18 protein-coding genes and 1 pseudogene are annotated in these 17701 nt (G+C 69.5%); 9 read left to right on the top strand and 10 right to left on the bottom strand.

Annotated features, from left to right (window positions below; translation table 11 throughout):
• The first annotated feature begins 97 nt into the window (after positions 1-97).
• Entirely contained in the window at positions 98-1270 is a 1173-nt protein-coding gene (locus FB384_RS11460; RefSeq protein ID WP_183782533.1) for an ROK family transcriptional regulator, read from the top strand.
• 12 nt (positions 1271-1282) lie between these two features.
• Here FB384_RS11460 and FB384_RS11465 read toward each other — a convergent pair whose 3' ends face one another.
• Positions 1283-2089 (bottom strand): hypothetical protein, encoded by an 807-nt coding sequence (locus FB384_RS11465; RefSeq protein WP_183782536.1) that lies wholly within the window; start codon positions 2087-2089, stop codon positions 1283-1285.
• Positions 2090-2139: 50 nt separating this feature from the next.
• On the opposite strand from FB384_RS11465, the gene FB384_RS11470 reads away from it, so the two are divergent.
• The 3 genes from FB384_RS11470 to FB384_RS11480 all read left to right on the top strand — a co-directional run bounded on the left by FB384_RS11470 (position 2140) and on the right by FB384_RS11480 (position 4845).
• Entirely contained in the window at positions 2140-2649 is a 510-nt protein-coding gene (locus FB384_RS11470) for a mycothiol transferase (RefSeq protein WP_183782539.1), read from the top strand.
• A gap of 109 nt (positions 2650-2758) precedes the next feature.
• The gene (locus FB384_RS27105; protein ID WP_183782542.1) at positions 2759-3979 is read left to right on the top strand and encodes a hypothetical protein; all 1221 of its coding nucleotides are present in this window, start codon (positions 2759-2761) and stop codon (positions 3977-3979) included.
• A 23-nt stretch (positions 3980-4002) separates the two neighbouring features.
• On the top strand, positions 4003-4845 hold the full coding sequence (locus FB384_RS11480) for a hypothetical protein (protein WP_228726009.1): 843 nt from the start codon (positions 4003-4005) through the stop codon (positions 4843-4845).
• 92 nt (positions 4846-4937) lie between these two features.
• On the opposite strand, the gene FB384_RS11485 is transcribed toward FB384_RS11480, so the two are convergent.
• Positions 4938-5507 (bottom strand): HhH-GPD-type base excision DNA repair protein, encoded by a 570-nt coding sequence (locus tag FB384_RS11485; RefSeq protein WP_183782545.1) that lies wholly within the window; start codon positions 5505-5507, stop codon positions 4938-4940.
• 523 nt (positions 5508-6030) lie between these two features.
• On the opposite strand from FB384_RS11485, the gene ectA reads away from it, so the two are divergent.
• From ectA to thpD, 4 genes are all read left to right on the top strand, one after another.
• Complete coding sequence (gene ectA / locus FB384_RS11490) at positions 6031-6570, top strand: diaminobutyrate acetyltransferase (protein ID WP_183782547.1); 540 nt, start codon at positions 6031-6033, stop codon at positions 6568-6570.
• 60 nt (positions 6571-6630) lie between these two features.
• Positions 6631-7884, top strand: a complete 1254-nt coding sequence (ectB, locus tag FB384_RS11495; protein ID WP_183782550.1) for a diaminobutyrate--2-oxoglutarate transaminase — start codon at positions 6631-6633, stop codon at positions 7882-7884.
• A gap of 200 nt (positions 7885-8084) precedes the next feature.
• The gene (locus FB384_RS11500; protein ID WP_183782553.1) at positions 8085-8477 is read left to right on the top strand and encodes an ectoine synthase; all 393 of its coding nucleotides are present in this window, start codon (positions 8085-8087) and stop codon (positions 8475-8477) included.
• A gap of 191 nt (positions 8478-8668) precedes the next feature.
• Positions 8669-9601: an ectoine hydroxylase gene (thpD, locus tag FB384_RS11505; RefSeq protein ID WP_183782556.1), complete on the top strand. Its 933-nt coding sequence runs from the start codon at positions 8669-8671 to the stop codon at positions 9599-9601.
• Here the strand turns inward: thpD and FB384_RS27470 are convergent.
• From FB384_RS27470 to FB384_RS11535, 6 genes are all read right to left on the bottom strand, one after another.
• Positions 9564-9731 carry a pentapeptide repeat-containing protein gene (locus FB384_RS27470; protein ID WP_407676078.1) on the bottom strand — a complete coding sequence of 56 codons (168 nt, stop codon included), beginning with the start codon at positions 9729-9731 and terminating at the stop codon, positions 9564-9566. The two genes, thpD and FB384_RS27470, sit on opposite strands and share 38 nt — an antisense overlap.
• A gap of 406 nt (positions 9732-10137) precedes the next feature.
• A complete protein-coding gene (locus FB384_RS11515) occupies positions 10138-11013 on the bottom strand; it encodes a hypothetical protein (protein ID WP_372497731.1) in 876 nt (291 codons plus the stop codon).
• A complete protein-coding gene (locus tag FB384_RS11520) occupies positions 11010-11501 on the bottom strand; it encodes a DUF6932 family protein (protein ID WP_183782562.1) in 492 nt (163 codons plus the stop codon). Before FB384_RS11520 ends, FB384_RS11515 begins: the two co-directional genes overlap by 4 nt.
• 72 nt (positions 11502-11573) lie before the next feature.
• Positions 11574-12158, bottom strand: a complete 585-nt coding sequence (locus tag FB384_RS11525; protein ID WP_183785756.1) for a hypothetical protein — start codon at positions 12156-12158, stop codon at positions 11574-11576.
• A 54-nt stretch (positions 12159-12212) separates the two neighbouring features.
• Positions 12213-12878, bottom strand: coding sequence for an OmpA family protein (locus FB384_RS11530; protein WP_183782564.1), 666 nt, complete (start codon positions 12876-12878; stop codon positions 12213-12215).
• 572 nt (positions 12879-13450) lie between these two features.
• Positions 13451-14365 (bottom strand): SGNH/GDSL hydrolase family protein, encoded by a 915-nt coding sequence (locus tag FB384_RS11535; RefSeq protein ID WP_221213205.1) that lies wholly within the window; start codon positions 14363-14365, stop codon positions 13451-13453.
• A gap of 413 nt (positions 14366-14778) precedes the next feature.
• On the opposite strand from FB384_RS11535, the pseudogene FB384_RS11540 reads away from it, so the two are divergent.
• Positions 14779-15381: pseudogene (locus tag FB384_RS11540) on the top strand (DUF3159 domain-containing protein); the annotation flags it as partial.
• A 260-nt stretch (positions 15382-15641) separates the two neighbouring features.
• On the opposite strand, the gene FB384_RS11545 reads toward FB384_RS11540, so the two are convergent.
• Positions 15642-16577 (bottom strand): N-acetylglucosamine kinase, encoded by a 936-nt coding sequence (locus tag FB384_RS11545; RefSeq protein WP_183785372.1) that lies wholly within the window; start codon positions 16575-16577, stop codon positions 15642-15644.
• Positions 16574-17590 (bottom strand): SIS domain-containing protein, encoded by a 1017-nt coding sequence (locus tag FB384_RS11550; protein WP_183785374.1) that lies wholly within the window; start codon positions 17588-17590, stop codon positions 16574-16576. The genes FB384_RS11545 and FB384_RS11550 overlap by 4 nt, the downstream gene beginning before the upstream one ends.
• Positions 17591-17701: the final 111 nt, after the last annotated feature.

Genomic DNA, 17701 nt, shown 5'->3' on the forward strand with positions numbered 1-17701 from the left:
GCCTCCCGAACAGAGATGTGTCGACAACGCGCCGTGTCACGTACTTTTGTCAGACTCGTTAACATAAGTATCCGGGAGGTCGATTGTCAACGTGGTCGTGACCAACGAGCCGGGGAGTTCCCCGAGTGCGACATCGCCGGGACACGTGCTTGCCGTGCTGCGTGAGCACGGCCCGCTGACGCGGCAAGAACTGCAGGAGCGCGTGGGGTTGTCGCGCGTGACCCTGGTCGAACGGCTCGAGGCGCTGCGCTCGCACGGGCTGGTACGCGCGAGCGGCCATCGGCGCTCCAGCGGCGGCCGGCGTGCCGAGGTGCTGGAGGTCGACGTCGAAACGCCCAGTGCGCTGACCGTCGACCTCGGCCAGAGCCACGCCGCGCTGGCCATCACCGATCTGCGCGGAACCGTGCTCGCGCGCGATCACCATCGGTTGCCCGCGCGTCACGGTCCCGACGACGTCGTCCCGTTGCTGCTGCGCTCGGGCCGTGAGCTGCTCGACCGCGCCGGCCGCGGCGACACGTTGCGTGCCCTGGCGCTGTCGCTCCCCGGGCAGATCGACCACGACCGCGGCGTCACGGTCGCTCCGCCGACCATGCCCGACTGGAACGAGCGCCCACTGCGCGAACCGTTCGCCGACGCGTTCGGCGTCCCCGTCCTGCTGGAGAACGACGCCAACGCGCTGGCGTTCGGCGACTACTGCGCAATGGACAGGCCGGATTCGACGGTCGTCGGTGTCAAGGTCGGCACGGGTATCGGCGCGGGTGTCATCGTGTCCCGGCGGATCCACCGCGGGGAGAGCGGCACCGCCGGCGAGATGGGGCACATGCGCATCGAGGGAGACGACCGGCGGTGCGCGTGCGGCCGGCACGGCTGCGTGGCGGCGAGCGCCAGTGGCATGGCGCTCGTGCGGCAGCTGCGCCCGTCCGGGGCGCGTTCGATCGACGACGTCGTGCGCCGGGTCCGGGACGGTCACGGCGACGCCGTGCGCGCAGCTGCCGAGGCAGGGCGGCTCGTCGGCACGGTGCTCGCCACGGTCGTCACGATCGTCAACCCGCGGTACGTGCGCGTCGGCGGTGCGATCGGTGTGCTGGAACCGTTCCTCGACGCGTTGCGCGGCACGGTGGAGACGAACGCCCACGCGAGTGCGCTGCGGGGACTCGACATCGGCCCTTCCGGACTCGGCGAGGACGGCGCGTTCGCCGGTCTGGCGGGGCTCGTGGCCGACGAACTGCTCGCACCATCCACTGTGGACAATCGTGTCGGCGCGGGCTGACACGGCGAGGCGTCACCCGTCCCGGCGCCCCGGTGTGGCCTCGTCCCGGTATGCCGTGAGGCTGCGCAGATCCGGCCCGTCCGCCGTGCGGTAGGCCCGGAACCGGTGGGCGTGCGAGCGCGGTTTCCCGAACAGTTCGTCGGGCATGTCCTCGTCGACGCCCTCGATGACCACATCGTGCCCCTGGCCGGACCGTGTCCCACCGACATCCTCGGAGAAGACGCACACGCCGGTGGCCACATCGAGTCGCACCAGATAGGCGTCCGCGAACACCGTGCCGGGCGCCGGTTCGTGGTTCTCGGCGGCCTCGGATTCGGCCGAGTACAGCAGCGGGCAGCAGCCGCAGCGCGGGTCGTAGTACCGGGTCGTACGCAACCGCGCCTGCCATGCGGGCCTGCCGTGGTGTTCCACGGCGGTGAGGTCGAGAATCTCCGTGCCCGGCGCCGGGGTGCCCTCGTCGTCCCAGCCGTCGGCGAGCTCGTACGGGTCGAGCATCGCGACCCAGTGGTAGTCCTGGTACATCGGCGGTTCGAAGTCGAAGCGCACCGCGGGCACCTGGTCGGGAGCGCGGGACAGGAGACCGTGGTCGTCGAGCTCCACCGCAGGCGGCTCGGCGACGTCGGGGTCGGCCTGGCGCTGGAGAACGGCGCCGTCGAGGCTCTCGACCCGCAGTCTGCCGGGCCTGCGCACGGCGGCGCGTACGGTGTGGACCGCCCGGTCCTCGCCCGCGTGGCGCCTGCCGGTCGTGAACCGCAGTGCATGCCACCGCCACGGCGCCGACCGTGCCAGCGCGCGAAACCGTTCCTCCGTCGGGTCCATGCACCGTTGGTACCAGGCGAGCCGACGCCACGGCTAACACAATTGCAGGCATGGGAAGTGCCGAGCTGTTGACCGACGCCTTCGGGCGGGTCCGAGAAGTCATCCGGGAGGTCGTCGAAGGACTGGACGCCGAAGCGCTGGCCGAACGCCTCGACGCCGACGCCAACTCGATCGGGTGGCTCGTGTGGCATCTGACCCGCGTGCAGGACGACCACATCGCCGACGTTGCCGGCCGCGAACAGCGGTGGACTGCCGACGGCTGGTTCGAACGCTTCGGACTGCCGTTTCCGCCCGGCGACATCGGGTACGGCCACTCCAGTGCGGACGTCGCCGCAGTCCGGGTGAGCGATCCGGACCTGCTCGTCGGCTACCACGAGGCGGTGCATGCGCAGACCGTCGACTACCTCGCCGGAATCACCGACCCCGACCTCGACGTGGTCGTCGACGAGTCATGGGATCCGCCCACCACGCTGGGCGTGCGGCTGGTCAGCGTCGTCGGCGACACGATGCAGCACGCGGGCCAGGCGGAGTTCGTCCGCGGAATCCTGCTCCGGCGGTGACGGGACGGGCCGGCTGAGCGTCGAGTTGTCCCGAATCGTTCACCCGGAGTGATCCCGACCCTTAGGCTCTCCCTGCCGAGGTGCAGGAGCGTCGTGGAGGTCGGTCGACATGTCGACGGAGCAGCGGACCGCGTCGCTGACCGTGACACCGGGGTGGATCGGTGGCATCGCGCTGAGCGGGACCGGCGCCGGGCTGGCCACGGCGGCACTGACGTTGCCGTGGCTGCGGGCCGAGATCGCGGCCGACTCGCTGGAGATGCCTGTCACGGCCATCGCCGGGTACGGACCCGTGGTCGCCGTGCTCCTCGTGCTGACGGGCGTGCTCGCGGGCGTCGGCTTCGTGACCTCCCGGCGGGCTTCCCTGCTGACGGCCGCCGCAGCCATCATGCTCGGGTCGGCGATGCCGATGGTGGTGCTGTGGACCGGATGGCAGCCCCCGAGGTCGGCGTTGCTCGGTGCGATCGGGACGGTCGCTCCGGACCGGGCCGCCATGATCGCACCGGACGTGCCGATCACGGTCGTGCCGATGCAGGGCACCGTCCTGTACGTCCTCGGGCTGCTCCTGATCAGCGCGGGTACAGCCGTGGCAGCGGGCAACACCCCGGGCGGCCTTACCGTCACGCCTTCTCAGGTGGCCAGTGCGAAGCCGCGGGTGCGCGCCGTACTGAGCTGGGCCGCCGTCGCCGTCGCGGCGCCACTGGCGGTGGTATCGCTGTCGCTGGAGTGGTTCGAGATCGAAGGACGCTGGGACCTGCCCACGGTCGTCGACGGCTGGCGCACGGTGTACCGCATCGGGCTGGTGCTGGTCCTCGCCGGCCTGCTCGGCACCTTGGCGACGTCGGGGGCGGCCAGGCGCGTGTGGCGAGTCATCGGGTTGTTCTGCACGTTCGCGATCGGCTACGTGCTGATCATCAACGGGTGGGTACTCGCTGATCCGGCAGGGTTCTTCAGCAGTCCGGACGTCGACTCCGAACCGATCGTCGCGGGCCGCGCCTACCTGGCGGCCATCGGCGCGGTGCTGTTGTTGCTGCTGGCCTTCCTGCTCGGGCCGGGCACGGAACCCTCCGTGGCCACCGAGAACGGCGACGCGGGCGAACCACCCGAGATCGACGACGGTGCCCCGGAATCGCCGGACTCCGTCGGCACCACCGGCACCACCGGCACCACCGACACCACCGGCACCACCGGTAGCGCCGGAACCAGCGAAACCACGGGAACCACGGACATCGCCGAAGTCACGGACACCACTGGCACCGCCGACACCACTGGCACCGCCGACACCACTGGCACCGATGCCGCGGGTTCGGGGACGGCGAGGTCGACGTCGTGAGCGGGGCGAGGAACCGACGCGGCATGGCGGGCACGCGGATGCGGCCGCAGCCTCGGCAGCGGAAGTCGTCGTGGTTGCGGTCGGCGTGGGCGAAAGTCCGGGCCGGGTTCACCTGGACGAGAGCTGCCGTCGTGGGCGTGCTGACGCTGGTCGCGACGACGGCGACGATCCCGGGTGCGTATCCCTGGCTGCACGACAACGCCCGTGACCTCTTCGGCGAGGAAGCGCTCACCACGGAGGGCGAGGCGAAGCCGGACCTGCTCGCGGGCGCCTACTGGGCCACCGACGAGGTCGTCACGGCCTCTGCGGACTGGCGCGTGTTCGACCGGATCAGCTCGTCCGGTGCGCAGATGGGCACGTCGGGCCACATCGTGAAGCTGCACAGCAACCGGGCCGCGCGGATCGTCATCGAGGGGCTCACGGCCGTCGTCGAACAGCGCCGGGAGCCGCTGTCAGGGACGGCGTACCTCGCCGACCCGCAGGGCGGCGACATGGAAGCGCTGCTCGTGGACATCCCGCTCGACCGGGGTGGCAGGGAGGTCCCCGCACTCGTGCGGCGCGACGGTGGCCAGCCGCGGCCCTACGGCGTCGACGGCAAGATCCGCTACCTCGAGCAGGGAGTGGCGGAACAGCTGCTCATCAAGGCTTCCACCGAGAACTGCCATTGCACGTGGCGGCTGCGGATCGACTACTCCTACCGCGGCGAGACGGGACAGGTCGTGGTGCCGCCGCGCGGGCAACCGGCGTTCGAGACGACGGCGTGGACGCGGCACAAGGTGGAGTACGACATGCACAGTGCCGAGGACCGGGTACCGCGGCGCCACGATTGCGTGCGTGATCCGCACAGTTGCCGCCGCGAACCCTGACGCCGAGCCGAGACCGGGTTCCGTGCCGGCCTCGACGCCGGCACGGAACCTGCCGCGGCGATCCGGAGCGCGCTGCGTCCTGCCGCGTGCGGCTACTTCTTCGCGGCGGCCTTCTGAGCCTTCTTGAAGTCGCGCACCTCGGCGAGCGTTTCCGGGTCGACGACGTCGGCGATGGAGCGGCGCGCTCCCTCCTCGCCGTACGCGCCCGCGGCCTCCCGCCAGCCGTTGGGCTGCACATCGCGCTGTTTGCCGAGCAGCGCCAGGAAGATGCGTGCCTTCTGGTCGCCGAACCCGGGCAGGGCTTTGAGCCGCTTGAGGACTTCCTTGCCGTCCGGGTCGGCGTAGGTCCACAGTTCGGCCGTGTCGCCGTCGTAGTGGTCGACGATGTAGCGGGCCAGTGCGTGGAGCCGCTTACCCATCGACGCGCCGTACCGGTGGATCGCAGGCTTGGTCACGCACAGTTCCACGAAGGAGTCGACGTCCATCTCGGCGATTTTGTGGACGTCGAAGCCGCTCATCCGTTCCTGCAGCTTCCGCGGCCCCGCGAAGGCCACCTCCATGGCCACCTGCTGATCCAGCAGCATGCCGCTGAGCAGGGCGAACGGGTCTTCGGAGAGCAGCTTGTCGGCGTCGGCGTCGCCGGTGAGGTGCAGCGTGGACATGGCGCCATTTTCGCACGCAGTGTCGGCAACGGCGGCACGAACCGGCGCGTGCTCGCCGGGTCCACGACGAGCCGGGGTCACGACGAGCCGGGTTCACGAACACGTGGGAGGTCGCACGGCCACGGGGATCGAGGAGAATGCCGGCTGTATCGCTCGCGAGGAATGTCGACAAAGCTGTGATCCGCCTGGCGCCGCTGTTCGGCGCCAGGGTGTTACGGCCACCACGGCGATCCGACACCGACAGCGACGGCGGGCACACGCAAAGTTGTCACCGTTCGGCCTCTCGCGTCGGGCGACGGGTGCCACTAACGTGCTGTGCGGTGGCTCTGCGGCGACGCCGCAATCCCGGCGATCGTCGCCGGGATTGTCGCGCGTACGGCCGTGTCTTTAGCACAGCCGCAGTCCTGATCGGTAGCTCGCTGTCGCCATCGTCACGCACGTTTCTGCGTTGTTGCAGGTTAATCGGGTGATCGAGCGCGTTGCATGCTGATACCGGAACGCAGACCTGTTAGATTGCTTGAATATGTCCGGAAAGCACACAAAGCGTGCCAACGGCGATAATGATTCGGCGGGCCACGTGGTGATCGAACCACCAGCGGCGGATGACGGCGCGGCCCTCTGGCGAATAGCGCGTGATTCACAAAAGCTGGACTTGAACTCGTCCTACGCCTACTTGCTGTGGTGCCGTGATTTCGCCGACACATCTGTCGTCGCCCGTGCCGACGGGGAACCCGTAGGATTCGTGATGGGCTATCGCAGGCCTGCGACGCCCGATTCGTTGCTGGTCTGGCAGGTCGCCGTCGACGATTCGCAACGAGGTCGCGGCCTTGCCGGAAAGATGCTGGACGCGCTGTTCGAGCGCGCCGTTCCCGACGGCGTCCGTTACCTCGACACCACCATCACGCCGGACAACGACGCGTCGATCCGGCTGTTCACGTCGTTCGCGAAGCGCTGGGACGCGACGCTGGAACGGTCCGAGTTCCTTGCGGCGGCCGAATTCCCGGAGCCGCACGAGCCGGAGGACCTGTTCCGCGTCGGCCCGTTGACCGCGCCCGCCGACTGAATCGCCCGGCGTCAGCCGGCACAAACCGAGATTTGCCTGAAAAGCAGGAGCTGAAAACACGTGAGCATCTTCGAAAAGCTCGAGTCCGAGGTGCGGAGCTATAGCCGCGGCTGGCCCGTGGTCTTCGACAAGGCGCAGGGAAGCTGGATCTACTCCGAGGACGGCAAGCCGTACCTGGACTTCTTCGCCGGTGCCGGTGCCCTCAACTACGGGCACAACAACCCGGCGCTCAAAGAGGCGCTGATCGACTACATTTCCCGCGACGGCGTCACGCACTCGCTGGACATGTTCACCTCGGCGAAGCGGGATTTCCTGGAGTCGCTGGACGAGCAGATCCTGCAGCCGCGGAACATGGAGTACAAGGTCATCTTCCCCGGCCCCGGCGGCGCCAACGCCGTCGAGGGCGCGCTGAAGCTGGCGCGCAAGGTGACCGGCCGCGAGTCGGTCATCAACTTCACCAACGCGTTCCACGGCATGACCCTCGGTGCGCTGTCGGTGACCGGTAACTCGATGAAGCGCGGCGCCGCGGGTATCCCGCTCGTGCACGCCACGCCGATGCCGTTCGACAAGTACTTCGACGGCGAGTTCCCCGACTTCTTCTACTTCGAGCGTCTTCTCGAGGACTCCGGCTCGGGCCTCAACGAGCCCGCGGCCGTGATCGTCGAGAGCGTGCAGGGCGAAGGCGGCATCAACGCCGCGCGCCTCGAATGGCTCAAGGGCCTTTCCGACCTGTGCAAGAAGCACGGCATTCTGCTGATCCTGGACGACGTGCAGATGGGATGTGGCCGTACCGGCCCGTTCTTCAGCTTCGAGGAAGCCGGTATCGAACCGGACATGATCTGCCTGTCCAAGTCGATCGGCGGTTACGGCCTGCCGATGGCGATCACACTCGTGCGCCCGGACCTCGACGTCTGGTCTCCCGGCGAGCACAACGGCACGTTCCGCGGCATCAGCCCTGCGTTCGTGACGGCCGCCGCGGCGCTGCGCACCTACTGGTCAGACGACACCCTCGAGAAGTCGACCAAGGAGAAGGGCGAGCGCATCGGCGCCAGGTTCCGCAAGCTCGTCGAGGAGTATCCGGACGCCGAGCTCATGGCCAAGGGCCGGGGCCTGGCGCGCGGCCTCGAATTCGGCAGCGGTGAGGCTGCGGGCAAGGTCGCGGCCGCCGCCTTCGATCGGGGTCTGCTGTTGGAGACGTCCGGTCCGAGCGACGAGGTCGTCAAGCTGCTGCCGCCGCTGACGCTCACCGACGAGGAGCTCGACAAGGGTCTGGAGATCATCTCCGAATCCGTCGAGTCGGTGCTGTCCCGCTGACGTCGTCCGACAGGCCCCGTGCCGCCGCGCATCACTTCCGCAGCGGCGGCCGGTACCCCACGAAACGGTGATTCACCGCCCGAGACGTCCCCTGACGTCAACCGGGCGGTGAATCATCGTCGAGGCCCCGGCGGCCACGCGACACGACTTCGAGCACAATCGTCGCTACCACCCGAGGAAACCCGACCCGAGGAGTCGCATTGTTCGTCCGCACCATCGACGACATCACGGACACCGAAGCCGACATCAAGACCGAGAACTGGCGAAGCAAGCGCATCGTCCTCGCCAAGGACAAGCTCGGCTTCTCGGTGCACGAGACCACGCTCTACGCGGGCACAGTGAACGACTTCTGGTACGCCAACCACATCGAGGCCGTGTTCATCACTCAGGGTGAGGGCGAGGTCGAGGACAAGGCGACCGGCGAAGTCCACCAGCTGCGACCCGGCTCCATCTACGTGCTGAACAACGCGGACAAGCACCAGGTGCGCCCGCGGACGGAGATGAAAACCGTATGCGTGTTCAACCCGCCGGTCACCGGCCGGGAGGTCCACGACGAGAACGGCGTCTACCCGCTGATCGTCGAAGAGGACTGATAGCTGCGTCACCGGCGTTCGGTGGCGTAATCGGAAGGCTCCGCGGGAACCCGGTCGGTGTGAGCGGTCGTGATGCCACGACCCTCGCCCGGCCGGGTTCTTCGCGTTTCACGAGAGGAACAATCAGGAAGAAAACCAGAGAACGAGATTCGTAGGAGAAGAACGTGACTCTTGCGGACCGAATTTCCGGTATGTCCCAGAACACCGACGTGTCCTTCCGCGACGTCTATTCGGACGGCGGAACGGATGCCTACCCGACGCGGTTGAGTGCAGGGGAACCGCAACTGCTCGACCGGCCCGACCACACCGTCTGGGCAAGTGCGGACGACGGCCCGTTCGACCGCGACGAACTCGCCGCTCACGCCCGCAACGGCTACACGATCCTCGAAGGACTGATCACACCCGCCGAGGTGCAGGGTTACTGGCAGGAACTGGTCCGGCTCTCGGCGGACAGCGACCTCAAGAGCGACGAGCGCGTCGTCACCGAGAGGTCGTCCGGTGAGGTGCGGTCGATCTTCGAAGTCCACCGCATCAGCGAGCTGGTCGACCGGCTGGCCCGCGATCCGCGCATTCTCGACCGCGCGCAGCAGATCCTCGGTTCCGAGGTCTACCTGCACCAGAGCCGGGTCAACTACATGCCCGGTTTCCGCGGCAACGGCTTCTACTGGCACTCGGACTTCGAGACCTGGCACGCCGAGGACGGCATGCCGCAGCCACGGGCCGTCAGCTGCTCCATCGCGCTGACCGACAACTACCCGTACAACGGCGGCCTGATGGTGATGCCCGGATCGCACCGGACGTTCGTGCAGTGCCTCGGCGAAACGCCCGACGACCACTACAAGGCGTCGCTGAAGGAGCAGGAGATCGGCGTTCCGCGAGAGGACGACATCACCAAGCTCGCGGCCTCCTGTGGTATCGACCAGTTCACCGGGCCCGCCGGATCGACGTTGTTCTTCGACGCGAACATCATGCACGGGTCGGGCAACAACATCACGCCGTATCCGCGGTCCAACATCTTCCTCGTGTTCAACAGTGTGGAGAACGCGCCGGTCGAACCGTTCGCGGCCGGCAGTCCGCGGCCCTCGTTCATCGGTGCCCGCGACATCGCGCCGCTGCACCGGTGAGCAGTGCACCGGAGAGAGCTGCATTGGTCAGCACTGCACCGGTGAGCGCTGTGCCGGTGAGTACTGCATTGGTCAGCACTGTGCCGGTGAATGCTGCTCCGGTGGACACTGCGCCGGCCGGAGCACGCACCGGTGACCGGTTGAACCATTGACAGGACCGAACCAACGCAGTCGCCGGCCATCGGCGACAGGTTGCGTTAGGGGGTGGGTGTATTCGACCTTGCGCAGCCTGTTACCGTGTCGCCACCCCATCGCACAGCGATGGGCAGTCGTCCCCTAGCGGCTTGGTGACTCCTTTGCTCGGGGTGGGCGCCGCGTGTCCGCGGTGGAGGCGGCGAAGAACGAGGAGTACGGCCCCGCGCCATCAGATCGGGACTGATGGCACGGGGCCGTATTCTGTTTCGGCCGGGCTGCCGTTTTCCGCCTCCGGATCCCTTTCCGGCTCCGGACTCCGTTTCGCACCACGGCCACCGGCGGATTTCCGTGTAAGTCCGGATTCTCCGTTTTGCGAATGCCGGATGTGTGACCGGGTGCGATCAGTCGAACAGGCTCGTCTCGCCGTGGATGTCGAGCAGCTCGTACACCGGACGTCCGCGGCGGCCGTCGATCGTGGTGGTGCGGACCACCCGTAGCCGCGCTGTGACGGGCCGGTCGAGGTTCACCTTGATCTGGTCGAGCAGGTCCGGCACGACCGCACCCTGGATCGTGCTGCCCGTGTCGCGTTCGAGGTAGAAGATCCGCCTGCGGGTGCGCACGCCGTCCAGCCTGCCGGTGACCGTCTCGTAGCCGACGTCCTCACGCGACTCCCGCAGGCTGTTGTGCAGCACGCGCGCCTGCTCGGTGGTCATGCTGCGCGTGACCTCTTCACCCGCCGTCGGCGTCAGCGTGAGCCCCAGGCTGGAGGTCTTGGTGACGGCGCTGACGACATCGCTCACCGCGTTGCGGATCGTGTCGCGCTGCAGCAGCACCGCGTCGAGCGCACCGTCGTCGGAACCGTTGATCGGCAGGAAGTCGCACAACTCCTTCACGGCCCGTTCCGACAACGTCTCGATGCCGTCGTTGATCAGCGCGTCCGGATCGGACGTCTCGGGGAACCCGAAGAACAACGCGTTGCCCGCCTGGCCGCGCTGCAGCAGCGGAGCCTTCTCCCTGTCGGCAGGCTGTACGTAGGTGATCTCGCCCTGCGGATTGCGGACGATGTGGCCGACCTTCGCGGTCGCGTCCTGCAACGCACGGCTGATATCGGAGAACGCGTAGGCGTCCATGCGCGGTGAATCGAGCATCGACACCCGCAACAGCGCCGACCGGCTCGGCCGCTCGAACTTCGCGTGCGCGGCGCGGGCCGACGCGCGCGCCAGATCGTCCAGCCAGGTGCCGCCGGGAATCGCATCGGCGACGTCTTCGAAACTCACCACGTCACCTCCGCGAACCCCTTGAACATGCCGTGGACCGGTCCACGGGCCCACGTCGGTTCCCACGTCTCTTCGTCCCCCGGACGGCAGAGGAACCCGTCGAGCAGGCCGCTCATCGGGCGGACCCGGTCCAGGTACATCGCAGGCTGCTCCGCGATCACGCCGTTGAGCGTGAGCATCCCGTACAGCGCCTCCCGCGCGGGCCCGGTCAGACGTTTGAGGCTTCCCCACTCGTCCGGGATGAGCAGTACGTCGATGTCGCGGGGCACGTTTTCGGTGCGCACGGCTATTTCCCCGGAGATCCACGCCCTGCCCGACGGGATGAGCCCGCCGACGACGCCGAGGTAACCGGACAGCGCGCTGAACAGCACCTCGCGCTCGTTGCGGTGCGGGGCGTCCCACACGAACCTCTCGTAGAGGTCGGACAGATCGGCGGGGTGTCGCCCCGGGGGCAGAACGTTGTCCGGTGTCCAGTAGGGGAGCGGCATCCACGTTCCTTACATCGCCGACGAAGCGCCGAAGCGGCTCAGCGAACTTATCAGCCGCCACGGAGCGCGAGGTCAGCCGCCTGAACGGGGGATGCGGTGCTCAGTGGCCCACTCGTCGGCCTCGTCCGGCCACTCGTTGCGGGTGTGCCATGCGCGCCGCGACGGCAGCGTTCCCGACGTCCGGCCGCTGCCGGTGGTCTCGTCGAGGATGCCGATGACGTGGTTGTCGCCGCCGTCGCCGGCGGTGGACCGTGCCGGTTCGACGTCGGGAGTACGCGGAGCGCGCCGACGGCCGCGGTGCTGACCGGGCACGTGCGCGTGGTGGGGCTGCTGTCCGGTGGCCTCCTCCGCGCGCTGCCCGGCCCCCGGGATCTCGACAGGAGCGCTGTACGCGGGGGAGCCGGGTTCCAGCGAGCCGGGTTCCACCGGTGCGAACGTCGCCGTCCCGCCCATCGAGCGTGCGGACCTCGGCGCTGCCGACGTGGTTTCTGCCGACGTCGAGACCGGGCCGTCGTCGGCGTCGCGGGCGTCAGCGCTGGCACGGGCGTCGGCGTCGCGCCTGCGACGCGCGGGCCAGGTCAGCAGCGCTCCGGCCAGTGCGCCGAGCGCGAACGCGACGAGCAGCCAGAGCCAGATCTGTCCGAACAGCCACAGCATGGGCGTTTTCCCTCCTCGTTGTCCTGGTCGGCGTCAGGCCGGCGGTCGTCGGCGTCAGCGCACGTGGATCTCCACTCGTCGGTTCGCCCGGTCCGACTCGCCGTCGTCGCCGTCGTCGACGGGCCTGCTGTCGCCGTGGCCGACAGTCGTCAGGCGGTCTCGCGGGATACCGGCGTCCGCCAGCTCGGTGGCGACGGCGTCCGCGCGTTCGCGCGACAGCTCGCGGGCTTCGTCGCTGTCGAGATTCGGTACCTCCGCGACGTGGCCCGCCACCTCGAACCGCAGGGTGGTCGGCGCCGAACGCAGGATGTCCGCCACGTGCGTGACGGCGCGGCTGCCGCTGCTGGTGAGTTCGTCGCCGTACGGGGCGAACCGAATCGGCGTTCGCTGCAGGGCGCTGTCGATCGCCTGTTGCGTCCGTGCCGCCGCCGGGCCGGTCTGCGCCTCCTGCACGTCGACCGCCCCGACACCTTCGAGGTCGTCGACGACGGTGCGGGCGCGCTCACCGCGGCCCTGCGGGACGTCCGACACCGTGACGTCGCGCCCGTCGATCGTCACGCTGGGCGCGCGCATCCCGGCATCGCGCAACGCGGCCTGCGCCTCGTCACGCAGGTCGTGCTCGATCCGGTCGGCTGTCGCCCACGTCGCGCCGAAGGCCAGCAGCCCCGACACGGCGAACGCGAGCGGAATCAGCCAGAACCGCCCATTCTTCCCGGCCATGCACCGACGATAGGCGCGGGCCAACCACCTCGCGAACGCAGCGACGGGTGTGACGCATGTGAGTGGGCGTCTCGGCGCGGGGCGTGTCCGGTCGCGGGGCGGGTGCGCGGCTCGGCGACCGTGACAGGCGAGTACTTCAGGCGTGTCCGGTGTCGTGCGCCGGGGCAGTGGCGCGGGAGCAGCGGCGCGGGTCCAGTGGCGCGGGTGCAGCGGCGCGGCAGCCGTGGTGCGGGTGTCGTCGGGTGCGAGCGCGGGGCTGGACCATCGCCCGGCTACCGCTGCCCGGCTACCGCTGCCCGGCTACCGCTGCCCGGCTACCGCCGCCCGGCGGAAACGGACGGCGTCGGCGACGAACACGCCCGACGAGCGCTCGAGAATCCGCAAAACGGCCCCTTGGATGCGGTCGCGCGTCAGTGTGTCGATGAGGGGCGGCGGTCGAGTGACCGGTGGGCGCAACTTCGGCTCCGGAACCTGCGACACGGCCTCCGGAACCTGCGACGCGGGCCCCGGAAAACGCAACACGGCCTCCGGAAAACGCAACACGGGTCCCGGAGGCCGCAACACGCGGTGGGTCAGTTCTCGGCGGGGTCGACCAGGGAGGAGCGGGTGACGGCCGAGGGCGCAGTGGCCGCCGCCGCAGTGGCCGCCGCCGCAGTGGCCGCCGACGCCGTGGCCGTCGCCGTGGCCGTCGCCGTGGCCGTTGCGGTTGCGGAGGCTGTAGACGCGGTGGTGGTTCCGGCGACCTGCTGGCACAGCTGCGCCGAGACCGCAGATTCGCGCAGCGGGGCCAGCCGGGGGCGCTTCGGGGTGATGCCGTCGCCGAGCGATTCGCCGCGCAGTTGCCGGCGGATCCACGGCAGCAGGTGCGCCCTGGTCCACTCGAGGTCGCTGCGGCGGAGCATGAGCCAGTTCGGGTCGCCGTCGGTCTCCGGCCACGGTTCACGCCAGTCCTGCGCCGTGGGCACGCCCAGCACCTCCGCGGTGCGAAGTGCGATCCGCCGGTGCGCCTCGGGCGTGAAGTGCAGCCGGTCGTCGCTCCACGCGCGGATGTCGTGCAATGTGTCCATGGACCAGAGGTCGACGATCTTCGTGTCGTGCCGGTCGGCGATCGCGCGCAGGTGCGCGTTGTAGATCGCGACCTTGCCCCGCAGCATGTTGATCACCGACATGCTCTTCGTGTCGGGTCCGGTGAAGATCAGCACCTCGATGCCCGCGGCACGGAGCGCGGCGATGCCGTCCTCGAACTCGGCGGCCTTCGCGTCGACGTCGGCGCCGGGCACGATGATGTCGTTGCCGCCCGCGCACACCGTGACCAGGTCGGGCTTGGTCTCCAGCGCCACCGGCAGCTGCTCGGTCATGATCTCGGTCAGCATCTTGCCGCGGATGGCGAGATTGGCGTACGCGAAGTCGGGGGAGCCGTCGGCGAGGATCTCGGCGAGCCGGTCGGCCCAGCCGCGGTACGTGCCGTCGGGTCGCTCGTCGTTCATGCCCTCGGTGAAGCTGTCCCCGATCGCAACGAAGCTGCGGTATCCGGTCACGACGTCTCCCTCCGCCCTGTACGCGCATTCTCCCAGTTGATCAACAACCGGCCGGAGGCGCGTTCTTCCCCGAGGGGCCTGCGTCGCGGGCGCCGGTCGGACCAAGACTGCCAGTCTCCTCCTCCGAGGGGATCTACGCAGCCGTAATGTGGGCACCGGAGGGTTGGGTGTGGTGAAGGTAACGTGGGCGGAACCGGCGATGCGGGTGCGCGGAATCAGGCAGGGTGGAGATCGTGAGTGACACGCCGCCGCACGAGCCTCCCGGCGAGGTGCCACCGCGCCGCGAGCAGGCTCCGCACACCGACGCAGCCGAGCGCAGCGAACAGGCACCGCAGCGCGGGACGGACCGACGTCGCGAGTCGCTGGCGAGCCTGTTGGGCGGGCGCAAGGGTGCGATCGATGCGAGCCTGCCGCCGGTGGCGTTCGTCGTCGGCTGGCTCGTGTCGGGTTCGTCGATCGGCTGGGGTGCGGCTGCCGCGATCGCGCTGAGCGTGGTCATCGGCTGTTTCCGGCTCGCCCGCGGCGACAAGGTCAGGGCGGTGCTGATCAGCCTGGCCGCTGTCGTGCTCGCAGCATTGATCGCCCTGCGCACCGGCCGTGCGCAGGACTTCTTCCTCATTCAGTTGCTGTCCAATGTGGCCAGCGCGCTCGCGTGGGCCGTGAGTATCGCGATCCGGTGGCCGTTGCTCGGCGTGGTCGTCGGCACCGTGCTCGGGCAGAAGACGCGTTGGCGGTCGGATCCGGATCTGCTGCGGGCGTACTCGCGCGCGAGCTGGGTGTGGGTGTTCGGCCAGTACACGCTGCGTATCGCGGTGTTCGGCGTGCTGTGGTGGGCCGGGGAGGTCGTCGCCCTCGGTGTCGCGCGCACGGTGCTGTCGTGGCCGCTGGTCGCGCTGACCGTCGGGGTGAGCGGTTGGGTGCTGCATCGTTCGTTGCCGGCGGAACACCCGGGGCTGCGGCATCCCGTGCCGCCCGCGGCGCGCGAAGCGGGGGCGTCCGACGGTGACCCGGCCGACGGGGAGTCGTCCGACGCCCCGGGGCAGTCCCACAAGGAGTCGGGGCGGTCCTGCGGGGATACCGGGACCTCGACGGAGGCAACCGAGGGTAGAGCGGCGGACGCGATCGATTCGGACGCATCCCCCGGTGGTACGAACGCGCGGTCCGCACCACCGGGGTGCGACAGGTAGGTGGCCCCCGGCGAGGGGGGAGGTCCGGGGGCCGCCGGTCACCCTACTCTGTTCGGGTGAGGTATGCGGCGACCGAACCCCCTTAGCGCGGCGAGCCACGCGGCGCCCAGCACCCCGTCCTTGCTTTCTCGCACGTCACGGTCGCGGAGGCGATCGTGGATGCGCATGCGCACCGGGCTGGCTGCCCCGAGGACGCTGCCGACGAGCACGATCGGCGTGGTCTCGTCGCTGTCGCGGGCCGCGAGAGCGATGTCGATCAGCCGGTCAGCGGCGTCGTCGGCGATGCGCGCCGCGACGGGGTCGGACTCCACCGCCGCGCTCACGAGTGGTGCGAACCGTGCCAGCTGGACGGGCGGCTCCCCGTTGACGACGGTGATGAGCAAGTGGAACGCGCGCGGCGCCGCGGGATCGACCCCGGCTTCCGCCAATACCGACGACGTCAGCTCACCGAGTAGATCGCCCCTGGTCAGTGCATCGAGCGTGGCTCGGACCGCCTCCCTGCCGATCCAGAAACCCGATCCCTCGTCGCCGAGCAGCCAGCCGTAACCGCCGGAGACCGACACCATCTGCCGGTCGCGGATCCGTCCAGCGATCGATCCCGTGCCTGCGACGAGGACCGTGCCGTCCGGCGCGTCCGTGGCCGACGCGAACGCCGTCTCGGCGTCGGAGACCACGTGCGGCGTGACGTCGAAGCCCGCCTCCCGCCACGTCCGTTCGAACAGCGATGCGACGGCCGGGTCGGTCAGCTTGCTCGAACCCGCCATCCCGACGACGCACTCGCCCAGTTCGGCGCGGTCGAGGTCGATGGTGGCCGCGGCGACGGCCTCGGCGATGGCGGACGCGGCCTTCTCCGGCGGGTGCGAGTTGGGGTTCGCACCGCCCGCGCGGCCGGTGCCGAGCACGCGCATGCCGGCGTCGACCGCGCACGCCCTGGTGCTGGTGCCGCCCGCGTCCACTCCGACGACGTACATCAGCGGGTCTTCGTCACTTTGTGCAGGCCACGCGGGTTGTCGGGGTTGCCGCCCCTGGCGAGCGACAGGTGCAGCGCCAGCCGCTGCACCGGAAGGATCTCCAGGATCGGTGCCACCTCTTCGGCCGTTTCGGGGACGTCGATGCGCAGCGCCGCAGGCATCGAGGACGCCGCCGAGCCGACCGCGAGCACGTCCGCGCCGCGCTCGCCGACCGCACGCAGCACGTCGCCCATCACCTCGCCACCGCGGCCGACGCTGGCCATGCCCAGCACGGCCGTCTCCTCGTCGACGGCCGCGACCGGCCCGTGCAACAGGTCCGCACCGCTGTAGGCGTGCGTCTGCAGGTAACTCGTCTCGGCGAGTTTCAGCGACGATTCAAGGGCCGAGGCGTACGAGTAGCCACGGGCGGCCGCGATCACCCGGTCGGCGAAGCGGTACCGGTCCACGGCGCGGGAGACCTGGTCGGCCGAGTCGCGCAACGTGGCCTCGGCGCGCTCGCCGATGTCGGCGACCGCGCCGCCGTCGCCGCCGCGAATGGCGTCGACCAGCAGATACAGCGTCAGCAGCGTCGCCGTGTACGTCTTCGTGGCCGCGACGGCCTTCTCCTCGCCCGCGCCGATGTCCACGGCGAGATCCGCGGCCGAGAACAGTTCCGACGACCGTGTGTTGCTGACCGCGACCGTGCGTGCACCGGCCTCGCTCGCCGCCCGGGTCACCTCGAGCAGGTCGGGGGAACCGCCGCTCTGGCTGACCGAGACGACGAGGACGTCCCGCAGGTCGGGGCGCGCGCCGTAGAGCGTCGTCGTCGAAGGCGACACCAGTCCGACCGGAATGCCGAGGAGCACTTCGATCAGGTATTTCGCGTAGATCGCGGCGTGGTCGCTGGAGCCGCGGGCCGCCAGTAGTGCGAACCGCGGACGGTGCCGGGCGATGTCGGCTGCGACGGCCGCGATCTCGGCGCGATGCTCGGCGATCGTGGCCAGCATGTCGGGCTGCTGGTCGATCTCCGCGGTCATCAGCGCGCCGGGCTGCGCATCGGTCACGATGCTCCTCTCAAATCCCCGTTAAGGTCTAGACCAATACTAGACAGGTTGAACATGGGCCGCGAAGGGTAGTTTGGCGGGTAA

Source organism: Prauserella sediminis (assembly GCF_014195435.1).
Classification (GTDB): Bacteria; Actinomycetota; Actinomycetes; order Mycobacteriales; family Pseudonocardiaceae; genus Prauserella; species Prauserella salsuginis.